Annotated in this window: 14 protein-coding genes; 4 read left to right on the plus strand and 10 right to left on the minus strand. The window is 29.4% G+C overall.

The window, feature by feature from the left end; all coding sequences use genetic code 11:
• The first annotated feature begins 16 nt into the window (after window positions 1–16).
• The gene (gene dnaK, locus L8V82_RS00785) at window positions 17–1879 is read left to right on the plus strand and encodes a molecular chaperone DnaK (protein ID WP_114640400.1); all 1863 of its coding nucleotides are present in this window, start codon (window positions 17–19) and stop codon (window positions 1877–1879) included.
• 31 nt (window positions 1880–1910) lie between these two features.
• Here dnaK and L8V82_RS00790 read toward each other — a convergent pair whose 3' ends face one another.
• Genes L8V82_RS00790 through L8V82_RS00800 form a run of 3 tightly spaced genes read right to left on the minus strand, consistent with a single transcriptional unit; the run spans window position 1911 to window position 3974 of the window.
• Window positions 1911–2564, minus strand: coding sequence for a DNA/RNA non-specific endonuclease (locus L8V82_RS00790; RefSeq protein WP_263723655.1), 654 nt, complete (start codon window positions 2562–2564; stop codon window positions 1911–1913).
• Window positions 2561–3004: a GatB/YqeY domain-containing protein gene (locus L8V82_RS00795; protein WP_263723656.1), complete on the minus strand. Its 444-nt coding sequence runs from the start codon at window positions 3002–3004 to the stop codon at window positions 2561–2563. Before L8V82_RS00795 ends, L8V82_RS00790 begins: the two co-directional genes overlap by 4 nt.
• Window positions 3005–3014: 10 nt before the next feature.
• Window positions 3015–3974, minus strand: a complete 960-nt coding sequence (locus L8V82_RS00800) for a Ppx/GppA family phosphatase (RefSeq protein WP_263723657.1) — start codon at window positions 3972–3974, stop codon at window positions 3015–3017.
• A gap of 55 nt (window positions 3975–4029) precedes the next feature.
• On the opposite strand from L8V82_RS00800, the gene L8V82_RS00805 reads away from it, so the two are divergent.
• The 3 genes from L8V82_RS00805 to L8V82_RS00815 are packed head-to-tail and all read left to right on the plus strand — an operon-like array spanning window position 4030 to window position 7461.
• Window positions 4030–4797 carry a pyridoxine 5'-phosphate synthase gene (locus L8V82_RS00805; protein WP_263693364.1) on the plus strand — a complete coding sequence of 256 codons (768 nt, stop codon included), beginning with the start codon at window positions 4030–4032 and terminating at the stop codon, window positions 4795–4797.
• A complete protein-coding gene (pdxA, locus tag L8V82_RS00810; protein ID WP_263723658.1) occupies window positions 4794–5894 on the plus strand; it encodes a 4-hydroxythreonine-4-phosphate dehydrogenase in 1101 nt (366 codons plus the stop codon). Before L8V82_RS00805 ends, pdxA begins: the two co-directional genes overlap by 4 nt.
• 46 nt (window positions 5895–5940) lie before the next feature.
• Window positions 5941–7461, plus strand: coding sequence for an inorganic phosphate transporter (locus L8V82_RS00815; protein ID WP_039628409.1), 1521 nt, complete (start codon window positions 5941–5943; stop codon window positions 7459–7461).
• Here L8V82_RS00815 and mnmH read toward each other — a convergent pair.
• Genes mnmH through L8V82_RS00850 form a run of 7 tightly spaced genes read right to left on the minus strand, consistent with a single transcriptional unit; the run spans window position 7456 to window position 12709 of the window.
• Window positions 7456–8439, minus strand: coding sequence for a tRNA 2-selenouridine(34) synthase MnmH (mnmH, locus tag L8V82_RS00820; RefSeq protein WP_263723659.1), 984 nt, complete (start codon window positions 8437–8439; stop codon window positions 7456–7458). The genes L8V82_RS00815 and mnmH overlap by 6 nt on opposite strands.
• Complete coding sequence (locus L8V82_RS00825; RefSeq protein ID WP_257396669.1) at window positions 8432–8920, minus strand: HIT family protein; 489 nt, start codon at window positions 8918–8920, stop codon at window positions 8432–8434. Before L8V82_RS00825 ends, mnmH begins: the two co-directional genes overlap by 8 nt.
• A complete protein-coding gene (locus L8V82_RS00830; RefSeq protein WP_263674550.1) occupies window positions 8920–9522 on the minus strand; it encodes an indole-3-glycerol-phosphate synthase TrpC in 603 nt (200 codons plus the stop codon). The genes L8V82_RS00825 and L8V82_RS00830 overlap by 1 nt, the downstream gene beginning before the upstream one ends.
• Entirely contained in the window at window positions 9507–10742 is a 1236-nt protein-coding gene (locus L8V82_RS00835; protein ID WP_263723661.1) for a tetratricopeptide repeat protein, read from the minus strand. Before L8V82_RS00835 ends, L8V82_RS00830 begins: the two co-directional genes overlap by 16 nt.
• Window positions 10718–11089 (minus strand): YkgJ family cysteine cluster protein, encoded by a 372-nt coding sequence (locus L8V82_RS00840; protein WP_263723662.1) that lies wholly within the window; start codon window positions 11087–11089, stop codon window positions 10718–10720. Before L8V82_RS00840 ends, L8V82_RS00835 begins: the two co-directional genes overlap by 25 nt.
• Window positions 11079–11771: a tRNA1(Val) (adenine(37)-N6)-methyltransferase gene (locus L8V82_RS00845; RefSeq protein ID WP_263723663.1), complete on the minus strand. Its 693-nt coding sequence runs from the start codon at window positions 11769–11771 to the stop codon at window positions 11079–11081. Before L8V82_RS00845 ends, L8V82_RS00840 begins: the two co-directional genes overlap by 11 nt.
• Complete coding sequence (locus tag L8V82_RS00850; RefSeq protein WP_263723664.1) at window positions 11765–12709, minus strand: NAD(P)-binding domain-containing protein; 945 nt, start codon at window positions 12707–12709, stop codon at window positions 11765–11767. The genes L8V82_RS00845 and L8V82_RS00850 overlap by 7 nt, the downstream gene beginning before the upstream one ends.
• Window positions 12710–12804 lie beyond the last annotated feature (95 nt).

A 12804-nucleotide genomic window follows, 5' to 3' on the forward strand; every position in this document is an offset into this window, starting at 1 on the left:
ATAAAAAGGATAAAAAATGGCAAAAGTTATAGGTATAGATTTAGGTACAACAAATTCTTGTGTGAGTGTGTATGAAAGAGGTGAGAGTAAAGTTATCCCAAATAAAGAAGGTAAAAATACTACTCCTTCGGTAGTTGCTTTTACAGATAAAGGTGAAGTTTTAGTTGGAGATAGCGCTAAGCGTCAAGCGGTTACTAATCCTGAAAAAACTATTTATTCTATAAAAAGAATTATGGGTTTAATGATCAATGAAGAAGCAGCAAAAGAAGCTAAAAATCGCTTACCTTATCATATCACAGAGAGAAATGGGGCTTGTGCGATTGAAATAGCAGGTAAAATTTATACTCCACAAGAAATTTCAGCAAAAGTTTTAATGAAATTAAAAGAAGATGCAGAAGCTTTCTTGGGTGAGAAAGTAGAAGATGCGGTTATTACTGTTCCAGCGTATTTTAATGATGCACAAAGAAAAGCTACAAAAGAAGCAGGGCAAATTGCAGGATTAAATGTATTAAGAATTATCAATGAACCAACTGCAGCAGCTTTGGCGTATGGACTTGATAAAAAAGAAAGTGAAAAAATTGTAGTTTATGATTTAGGTGGTGGTACATTTGATGTTACTGTGCTTGAAACAGGTGATAATGTTGTAGAAGTTTTAGCAACCGGTGGTAATGCATTTTTAGGTGGCGATGATTTTGATAATAAGTTAATCGACTTTTTAGCAAATGAGTTTAAAGATGAAACAGGTATTGATCTTAAAAACGATGTAATGGCTTTACAAAGATTAAAAGAAGCAGCTGAAAATGCTAAAAAAGAATTAAGTTCAGCTAATGAAACTAATATTAATTTACCATTTATCACAGCTGATGCAAGTGGTCCAAAACACTTAACTAAAACTCTAACAAGAGCTAAATTTGAAAGTATGATTGATGGTTTAGTTGCTGAAACTATTAGCAAAATTAACGAAGTAGTAAAAGATGCAGGGCTTGATAAAAGCGAAGTAAAAGAAATCGTTATGGTGGGTGGTTCTACCCGTGTTCCACTGGTACAAGAAGAAGTTAAAAAAGCCTTTGGAAAAGAGCTTAATAAATCAGTAAATCCTGATGAAGTTGTTGCAATAGGTGCGGCAATTCAAGGTGCGGTTATTAAAGGTGATGTTAAAGATGTATTATTGCTTGATGTTACTCCGCTTTCTTTGGGTATTGAAACTTTAGGTGGTGTGATGACTAAAATCATTGAAAAAGGTACAACTATACCAACTAAAAAAGAACAAGTTTTCTCAACTGCTGAAGATAATCAAAGCGCAGTTACTATCAATGTTTTACAAGGTGAGAGAGAATTTAGCCGTGATAATAAATCTTTAGGAAATTTCAATCTTGAAGGAATTCCACCAGCGCCTCGCGGTATGCCACAAATTGAAGTAACTTTTGATATTGATGCAAATGGTATTTTAACAGTTAGTGCAAAAGATAAAGCTACAGGTAAAGCTCAAGAGATTAAAATCACAGGCTCAAGCGGACTAAGTGAAGAAGAAATCAACAATATGGTAAAAGATGCAGAGCTTCACAAAGAAGAAGATAGAAAACGCAAAGAAGCAGTAGAAGCTAGAAATGCCGCTGATAGTTTGGTGCATCAAGTAGAAAAATCTTTAAGTGAGCTTGGAGATAAAGTAGGCGATGATGATAAAGCAAATATTCAAAAAGCTTTAGATGAGTTAAAAGAGACATTGAAAAATGCTAATGCTTCTAAAGAAGAAATCGAAGGCAAAATGAAAGCTTTAAGTGAAGTTTCTCATAAATTAGCAGAAAATATGTATAAAAAAGAAGAACCAAACGCTCAAAAGAAAAAAGATGATGATGTAATTGATGCTGAAGTTGAGTAAAAATTAAACTAGAAGCCTTGTTGCTTCTAGTTTAATCAATATATTTTTTACAATCTTCCTTAAAATAATTTCTATTAAATCTTGCAAAATTATCATTATTTGGCACTTTATAACATTCAGTGAAATTTTTAGCCTTAAGAATTTTGATATAAAAACTAGGAATGGCTATGTTGTTTTTAATGCGTTTTGGCTTATCATCATAAAGTACTAAATTTAAGACTTCCAATTCTTTATTTTTCTTTGCTAAATATCTTTCTCTTTGTTCGATTTCATTCCAAATTTCTGCATTAATATCTTTTTTTTGCGGAGTGATATTGCTCATTAAAAAAGTACTAAGTTGGGCTTGTGGGGTTGCATTCATGGATTGATTTGGTACGACATGCCCTCTTGTATAACCACTTCTTAGATAATCCTCCCAATAAGTTCTGTATTTTTTAGGTATATTTGTATCTTCTTGAAATCTTGGGCGTTTTTTGATGTGCCCTTGATTTAAAATTTTAGCTTCTAGTTTATAAGCAATTGCCTTAGTGCCTTTATAATTATAATCATAACAATTAATATAATAATATTTATCCATCAATAAAGAGCATTCTTTAAAATATGACTTAAAACTAGGATGCAATTCATATTGAGTATAAGCAAAAGAGCTTAAAGCTAAGGCGCAAAGTGTTAAAACTTTTTTCATGCTAAAAGCTTTCTTACCATTTCATTAAGTCTTTTACCATCAACGCTTGCGCCAAAAGCTGCTTTAGCTTCTTTCATCAAAATACCTTGTTCTTTTAAAGAGCTAATTTGTAATTTATCTATAAGTTTTTTTAGCTCACTTTCTAATTCCTCATCGCTAAGTTGTTTTGGTAAATAAGCACTTAAAATAGCTACTTCTTGGAGTTCTTTTTGTGCTAAATCTTCTCTAGAGCCTTTAGAAAAAGCCAAAGCTGCTTCATTTCGTTTTTTAATCTCGCTTGCAATGATTTTGTATATTCTTTCATCACTAAGCGCAATTCTCTCATCAACTTCTATTTGTTTAAAGCTAGCATTAAGAGTTCTTAAAGTGTTTCTTTTAAAATCATCTTTATTACGCATAGCTTCTTTGATATCTTCTAAAATTTGATCTTTTAAACTCATTTTTTCTCCTTTAAAATTTGATATTTTTAAAATGTGCTATACACACACCTTCTCTAACACCATCATCAATCACAATGAGCTTTTGCTTATCAAATAAAGCAAAAAGTATCATTGAGCCTGCTATGAGGTATTTTTTTCTATTTTCTCCAAGATAAATTTTAGCTTTTTCTTGTTCTAAATTCCAAATTTTTAATGCAAAATCAAAAAAATCTTTACGTTTGAGTATTTTACCATTTACACTTTCTTCTAGGTAATCTTTGTATTTTATGTTTTGTTTATAAGCACAAAGTGTGGTGGGTACTCCTGAATTTAATATGAAAAAATTTCCTTTTAATTTTATATCTTTACTAAGATTAAATGCTTTTAAGGCAAGTTGTTTTAAATGCGTAGGATAGGGGCTTAGATGAAATTTTAATTTTTTATCTTTAATACGTGTAAGATTTTGCGGGTATTTTTTAAAAAATCTTACATAAGCACTTGGTTTTATGGCTTTAAAATGCATTCTTTCATAAAAACTAATAATTCCAAAATCATAACTTTTACTAAACTTTTCATTTGAAATTTCACAAGAAGCACCGCCTAAATCACAATAGTTTAAGTCTTTTCTAAAAAGTTTAAGAGCTTTAAGACGCTCTTGCATACCTAAAATGCTTAGTTTTGCTTCGGTTTTTGCATCGATTAATTTTATATCAAGTTTAAATTCTTTTTGAATTTTTTCAAAAATAAACTCAGTATTTTTTGCTTTTCTAAAAGCAGCTGTGGCGACTGCTTTGGCTTGACTTAAATCATAATTTTTTTCTTTTAAGATTTTTAAAGCGTTAAAAATTCTTTCTATGGCTTCATCACTAATGATGTCATTTTGCATATTTTTAGCTGCCCCTATAATAAATTCTTCGCTTTTTAATTTATTAAAATTCTCATCCATTAAAACAGCTCTTAATGTATTTGAACCCATATCAATACCTAGCACTAGCTCTCCTTAAAAAATTTAAAGTATAATAGCAAAAAACTTATAAGGAAAACTTATGCTTTTAGGGGTTAATATCGATCATATAGCAGTTTTAAGAGAAGCTAGAAAAGTAAATGATCCTGATTTGCTTGAAGCTGCGTTTTTGAGTGCAAATTTAGCTGATCAAATCACTATCCATGTAAGAGAAGATCGTCGCCATGCTAATGAGTTTGATTTAGAAAATATCTTAAAATATTGCAAGTGTGTAGTGAATTTAGAATGCTCTATTGATATGATAGAATATGCTTTAAAATACAAACCCTCGCGCGTTACTTTAGTACCTGAAAAAAGACAAGAACTCACAACAGAAGGCGGTTTAAATTTAGATAATGAAAAATTACAAGAAGCCATTAATGCTTTAAAACAAGAGCAAATCGAAGTTTCTTTATTTATTGATCCAAATTTAGAAGATATCAAAAAATCATCTTCTTTAAATGCTGATTTTATAGAGCTTCATACAGGCTTGTATGCTAATATTCATAATGCACTATATACCAATATCAATCAAACTTCTTATGCATTGCCTGAATTAATTTTAAGTAAAAATGAACTCAAAAAGCTTTTAGAAAATGAACTCCAAAGATTAAGACAAAGTGCAAGTTTGGCTAAGAGTTTAAATTTAAGAGTAGCAGCTGGTCATGGGCTTAATTATAAAAATGTAAAAAATATCGTAGATATTTTAGAAATAGAAGAGTTAAATATAGGCCAAAGTATAGTAGCAAGATCGGTTTTTGTGGGCTTAGAAAAAGCTATATTGCAAATGAAAGCTTTGATTAAAAGATGAAAAAAATTGCTATTAGCATAGGAGATTTAAATGGTATAGGTATGCAAATTTTATTATCTTGTCATGATGAGCTAGTAAAAATTTGTGAGCCATATTATTTTGTACATTATGAATTATTTCAAAAAGCAAGTAAGCTTTTGAAAATAAATCCTAAATCTAAAATCAATTTAGTAGAAATTTCTAATGCTTTAAAACTACATTTTGCTTTTAAAGAAGAAAAAGAAAATTTTTTAATTTATGAGTTTTCATATCAAGCTAGTAAAATTATTGATTTTGATTTTGAGTTAAATCCTGCGAATTTAGACGCTAAAAGTGGGGTTTATTCTTTTTTAAGTTTTGAAGGAGCTAGTTATTGCACGCATTTGTTTTTAGATGCTTTGGTAACTTTACCGATTAATAAAAAGACTTGGCAAATGGGGGGAGTGAGTTATAAAGGTCATACTGAGGCACTAAGAGATTTTTTCAAACAAGATGCTATTATGATGTTAGGGTGTGATGAGCTTTTTGTGGCTTTATATACTGAGCATATGGCTTTAAGAGATGTTTATAAAGAGATTAAGGCTTTTAAACTTGCGCAATTTTTAATTAATTTTTATCAATGCACTTTATTTGAAAAAATTGGAGTTTTGAGTTTTAACCCTCATGCAAGTGATAATGGCGTAATAGGCGGAGAAGAAGAGCAGGAAATAAAAAAAGCTATAAGAATGGCAAATGTATTTTTAAAAGATCACGCGTTAAATTTACAAATTTTAGAAAATGAAGATTTTTTAAGTCAAAAAGAAAAAGAACTTTCTTGTAAGGAAAATACTTATTTAAGTGAGCCTTTGGTGGCTGATAGCGCTTTTACCCCTTTTGCGTTAAGTAAATGCAAGTATTTAGTGAGTATGTACCATGATGTAGGCTTAGCTCCTTTAAAGGCTTTGTATTTTGAAAAAAGTATTAATGTAAGTTTAAATTTACCTATAATTCGCACTAGCGTTGATCATGGTACAGCTTATGATAGGGCTTATAAAAATGAAAAAATTAATTTACAAAGTTATATGCAAGCAGTGAAATCTGCTTTGCAATTTTTAAAGATCAAAGAAAAAACTAAGTAAAAGTTACTAAAATTAATTCATTAAAATAAATTCTTAAGGAGAATGCTTGAGTAAAGATAATGCTATTGCATTTTTTATTTTTATTGTGAGTGTTTTATGCTTTTTTGTTTGGGGATATAATTATATTCCTAATAATTCTATGATATTATTTATCCTTGCTAGTGTATTTGGTATTTTCATGGCCTTTAATGTTGGTGGTAATGATGTAGCAAATTCATTTGGTACTAGCGTGGGAGCTAAAACAGTTACTATAAAACAAGCTTTGATTATTGCAGCGGTATTTGAATTAAGCGGGGCTGTGTTTGCAGGAGGAGAAGTAACAAATACTATAAGAAGTGGTATAGTAGTTTTACCTGATGGAATTAATCCTATGGTATTTGTATGCGTAATGCTCTCAGCTTTATTAAGTTCAGGAATTTGGCTTTTTGTAGCGACTAAAAAAGGACTTCCAGTTTCTACTACTCATAGTATTATAGGAGGTATTGTAGGTTCAAGTATTGCTATGGGCTTTGTATTTTTTGATCAAGATCAAGCATTATCTATGGTAAATTGGAATGGTATTTATAAAATAGCTATGAGTTGGGTTATTTCGCCTTTGCTTGGCGGGCTTGTGGCGTATTTAATTTATGCTTATATTTATAAAAAAATCCTAAAGCCATCAGAAGAAATAACTCTTGTAGTAAAAGAAATCAAAAAAGAAAAAAAGGCTTTTAAAGAAGAATATTTTAAAAATTTAAAAAACAAAAGCCAAGAAGAGCAAATCAAAGAACTTAGTGCTATTGTTTTAGATGATGATGAAAAAAGAAGTGAATATAAGTTAAAAATCAAAGAATTAAAAGAAAAAGAAAAAAACATAGATGTTTTCTCAAGAATGAAATTTCACGTTCCTTTAATAGCAGGTGTAGGTGCATTGACTATTGCTTCTATGTTTTTATTTAAGGGTTTAAATAATGTTTCTACTTTAGATGTAATGCAAAATTTATGGATAGTTTCGATTATTTCTATTTTTGCTTATATTGTTACTTTAGCAGTCGTGAGGCTGATGAAAAAAACTCAGGTTAATAAGACCATAGAAAAGATTTTTTCGTGGTTTCAAATTTTTACTGCTTCAAGTTTTGCTTTTTCACATGGGGCTAATGATATAGCTAACGCTCTTGGGCCATTTGCTGCTATTTTAGATGTACTTAAAAACAACACCATTAATCCTAGCTCACCAGTGCCTTTTGCTGTAATGCTTATGTTTGGTATAGCTTTGGTTATTGGGCTTTGGTTTTTAGGTAAAGAAGTTATTCAAACTGTGGGTTCAAAACTTGCTGAAATTAAACCAACAACAGGCTTTAGTGCTGAACTTGGTGCAAGTATTGTTATACTTTTAGCTACCCAACTTGGAATTCCAGTTAGCTCAACCCATATTTTAATCGGTGCTATTTTAGGTATAGGGGTATTTAATAAAGATGCCAAATGGGCTATGATGAAACCTATTGGTTTAGCATGGGTGATTACCTTACCAGTTGCTGGAATTCTTTCAAGTATTATTTTCATTATCTTTGTAAATACAATCTTATGAGTTTAAACTCATAAGATGTTTTTTAGCTTCATCTAAATTAGAACTATTGATAAAATAATCAATTTTTGAAGGTTTTTTATATACTTTATCATAATATTCAAAAAGCATTTTTACACAAAGTTCTAAATTGTTTTCTTCATAATTTTGACAAAGTTTTAGCTTAAAATCCTTGCTGATATAAGGTGATATTTTTTCAACACATTGATAAAATACTTTTTTATCCATTGGAGTATAGTTTTTCAAAACTCTTTGAACACGTAAATTCATATCACACTCACACCAAATTTTCTTAGCTTTTTGCATGCTATTGTATAAATTTAGCGGGATAGTTAAATTTCCAATTTGTCTGCTTTCAGCTTCTATAAAACAAGTTTTATAAGTATAATCTTTTAAAAAATAAAACAATTCATCTTCAAAAGCTTTTTGGCTTGGTTGTTCTCCATAAATTTTACCAAAACTTGATCCTTGATGATTAGCAAGTTTTTCTAAATTTAAAGCATTATCTAAAGTTTGGATTAAATCACTTTTACCACTTGCTGTATTACCACAAAGGCATAAAAACTTAATATTTAAATCTTTTCTAAAAAACTCACTCACATAACTTCTATAAGCTTTATATCCACCCTCTAATCTTGCAACCCTATAACCAAGTTCAGCCAAGATTAAAGCAATAGCTTTTGATCTTTTACCACCCCTTGCACAATAAATTCCCACCAAAGAGCCTATTTTATAATTTTGATAAATTTTATTAATATGCTCGCTCATATTTTTACAAATATAACTTGCACCTTTTGCTTTAGCTAAGCCTTTGTTTTTCTTATAAAGCGTGCCTATTTCTTCAAATTCATTATCATTGAGTGCGTAGTAATTTTGCGCAGATTTTATATGAGCAAGTTTGTATTCTTTGGGACTTCTTGCATCAATTAAAAGATCAAAATTAAATTTTAAAAAATTTTCAAAATCAACTTCTTTATACATAGTCTTTAAAAGCTTTACATAAGGTGGTATAAACTTTTTCTAAATCACTCCCGCAAACTCTAGTTTGTCCTATGGTGGTGATAAAATTTGTATCGCCTTGCCATCTTGGGATTAAATGATAATGACAATGTGGTGCTATGCCAGCTCCTGCTGCACTGCCTAAATTCATACCTATATTAACACCCTTAGCGTGAAAGTTTTCTTTTAAAATTTTAACTCCAATACGCACAAAATGGCTAATTTCTAGCCATGTATCATCACTTAAATCTTCTATATTTTCTAAATGCTCATAAGGGATAATCATAAAATGACCCGGACTATAAGGGTATTTATTCATAATGCCAAAACATTCTTTAGCTCTAAAAATCACCCCAAGTTTTTCATCTTCATTAAGTTCATGCTTACAATGACAAAAAGGGCAAAAATTTTTATCTTTATTGTTAAAATAAACATCCCTCCAAGGTGCGTATAAATACTCCATCAATTCTCCTTTATGCAAGCATGTAGATTTTTAATATTTTTACTTATAAGAGCTTTATTTTTTGGTATCAAAGGTAATAGCTTTTCATCTTCTAGTAAAAAAATTCTAGCTCCAGCTAAAATAGCATTATTAAGGTCACTTTTGCTTTCAAGGTAAAAAATGGCTTCCAAACCAAGATGTATTGCAAAATTATAAAGTTTTTTTAGTTGCATGGTTTTTAGCATTTTAGGAAATACAATAAACGCATCAGCCCCATATACTAAGCTTTCTAAAATTTGATATTCATCAAAAATAAAATCAAATTGCACAATAGGTTTTTCATGATAGCGTCTAAAAAGACTTAAATTTTGTATATCTTGATTAAGCAAAGGACTTGTTGGTAAGATGATGGCATCGAAATTTTCATGATTAAAATTTAAATCTTTAGAATATAAAAAATGTGAAAGTTTTCCTTCAAGTAAAAGTGTATAAATATCTTTAGGATAAAAGGCATTAGAAGCTAGACTTCTACCTAACATATCATAAGGAAAAATTTCTTTTTTACTTTCAAGAATTTTTTGTGTTTTTGAAAAATGATTTTTTAAATCTATTGTTTTAAACATTTTTCAATAGCCTTTAAATGCTCTTTGCTTTCATCTGAGCTTGAAAATTCTTTATCATGCAGTGTTTTTTGCAAAATTTCATAAGCCTTTTTGCAATCTTTAAGTTTATAATACCCCCAAGCTAAAGAATCAAGATAATAAAGATTTTGTGGTTCTTGTTCAAGCGCCCAGCCTACTAGCTCCATACCTTTGGCTATATCAATATCATATTCAATTAAAGCATAGCCATAGTAGTTTTGATATAAAGCATCACTGCGCACATCTACGCTTTGTTCAAATTTTTTCATGATAGAGGCTAGAATTTTTGGGTCCGTGACTTTTTTACTTTTAGGATCCATATGAATTTCAAATTCTAAAACACCTGCCATAGAAAGATATTTTTTATCTTTACTAAGTTCATAATGTTTTAAAGCTATTTCGTAAGCTTTTTTATAATCTTTTGTTTGTGTATATAAGAAAATTTTAGTATCAGGATCTATGTTATATTTTTGGGTTAAATTTAGAGCCTGAGTATAATTTTTTTCTTGTACTAGTAATTCTATCATAGCGTAGATGTATTTAATGTCATTGTTGAGTTTATATAGCTTTTCAAGGGTTTGAATACTTGCTTTATGATCTTTTTGTTCTTGATAAATTTTTAAAAGTAGGGTGCATGTTTTAAGGGTGCATTGTGAACTTTTTACAAATTCTTCTAAGGCCTTTTTAGCTTGGTTGATATTTTTATTTTTGATATTAATTTCAACTATTTTAAGTAATAAATTTTCATGCTCAAAAAGCTTATAAGCAAGATTGTATTGCTCTAAAGCTTTAGTATATAAAGCTTTTTTGGCAAAAATATCGCCTAATATTTCATAATTTCTATAATCTTGTTCTTCTTTAATGAGTTTATAAAGTATAGCTTCAGCTTGTTTATAATCTCCTATTTCAAAAAAATATAAAGCATTTAATCTTGCAATAGCTGTGTGTTCTAAAAAGTCTTTAGAAGCTTTTAAAAGCTCATCTTTTTGTTTTAAATTAGCACTTAAAGCTAAAAGTAAAGCCTTTTGCAAATAAATACTTTCATTGTTTTCATGAAATAAATTTGTATAAATATCACATGCTTTTTGAAATTGCCCATGCTCTTCATAAATAAGTGCTTGTAGGATTTTATCTTCACCTTTAGCTAAAGCAAGGCTTGTTAGGATAAAAACTATAATTAGTGAAAGCAAACTCCTATACATTCTTTTTTTAACTCCTCTTTGTGTGTTTTAAAATACTCCCAAAATGGAAAAGTTCTGCATTGTTTTGGTCTATGCTTGTAAATTAAACATTTTTTATACATTGTATCAAAAAAAATACAACGATAGCCATTTTCATACTTTGTTTCTTTAAAGCTATATTTAAACCCAACTTTGATGAGGTATTGCTCTTTAAAGGCTTCAAAGCTTAAATTTAAAAAACTAGCAATAGCCTCTAGTTCTTCTTTGCTAGCATAGATATACCCACTTTCTCCAGTGCAACACTTCCCGCCGCATTTTTCACAAGCACTTTCATCAAAAGAATAATCAAAACCTTTTTCACACATCATAGCTTATAGTTCCTGTATTTTCATAAATTTCACTAATTTTTGGATTTAAAATATCATTTTCATACATAAAAAGTGTAGGCATTATCGCGCAAGGACTTTTGCTATTTTTTTTAATATGCATTAAAACAAGTCTTGCGTTAGTTTGTGCATTAGTATGAACACATTGAAGTGAAACTAGTTTTAATTTAAATTGTTTTAAATAAGCGCAAATTTCATCCAAAAAACTTGCCTCATAACACATAAAAAAACTACCATTTGGCTTGATAAAAGTATTTATTTTAACAAACATCTTCTCAAGTGGCATAAATTCTTGATATCTTGATATACATAAATGCAAATCTTGGCTTTTTTGTGTATTTTTTTTATAAAATGGAGGATTAGAGATCAAAAAATCAAATTTTATATCACTTTTATAGTTTAAAAAATCTTCACAAATGCCTTGAATTTCAAGTTTATTTTCTTTAGCATTTTTATAACTTAGTTTGATATTTTGCTCTTGGATATCTAGTAGATAAACATTTGAATTTGGAAATCTTTGCTTTATTAAAAGTCCTAAAATTCCACAACCACATCCTATATCAAGGATATTACCTTTTAAATTATTTTTAGATAAAAAGTCAAAAAGCAAAAGGCTATCATTATTATAACGATAGCCTTTTGAGTATTGAAAGAGTTTTAGCATTTATAAAGATGATTGCAGATTTTAAATGAATCATTTAAACCCACTACAATAGAAGCTCCGTTTTTACTCGCTATATCACCTGCTACGAATAATCCTTTTACATTGCTCTCTTTATTTTCATCAAAGCTTGGCACACCTTTTTCATCAACTTCTATAGAGCATTTTTGTAAGAAATCAAGTGGAGTTGAACCCCCAATAGCATAAATAATACGATCATAAATTTCATTTGTGTCATTAGTAAAATTTACTTTAGCCTTACCGCTTTCATCTTCAATGCTAGTTATATCTATGCCAAGTTTTGCTTTTACACTACCTTGTTCAAAAGCTTTTTGAATATCTTCTAGATTAATATCGTTTAATCTTGAGAAAGTTTCTCTTCTATAGCAAAGCGTCACATCATTATTTTTAGCTAAATCTATAGCATATTCTGCTGCTGAATTTCCACCACCTACAACTAAGATTTTTTCACCTTGGCTTGCTGAATTTGCATTAAAATTGATGATTTTTGTTAAAGTTATAGGTAAAGTATAGCTTGGCTTATTTGGCTTACCCATTCTACCTATGGCAATAACTGCATTTTTACAAATATAATTTTCATTTGCAGTGCTAACGATGAAATTTTCTCCATCTTTTTTAACACTTTCAACTTCACTAGAAAGCTTTACTTCAAGATTATGCTCTTTGATAGCATTTTGGAAAGTTTCTATCGTACTTTCTCTAGTTCCATCTTCAAAATTTATATGCCCGTGATTTGTGCTATCACAACCTTTATAAGCTTTATCTACTCTTTTGCCTTCTTTGTAAAATTTTACTAAGGTTTGACAAATCGCATCAGCTTTTTCTAAAACAATAACTTCTTTATTTTTTATTTTAGCTTCTACTCCCGCTGCAATACCTGCAGGGCCAGCACCAATAACTACCATATCAAAAATTTTCATTATTTCCCTTTTTAATATTTTTAATGTGTAAATGTATCAAAAAAATGATAATGAAATATAAAAACTTTAGTAAAATTCATTAATAAAATTTAAAA

Origin of the sequence: Campylobacter sp. IFREMER_LSEM_CL2151, assembly GCF_025771725.1 — a bacterium.
In the GTDB taxonomy this organism is placed as follows: domain Bacteria; phylum Campylobacterota; class Campylobacteria; order Campylobacterales; family Campylobacteraceae; genus Campylobacter_D; species Campylobacter_D lari_C.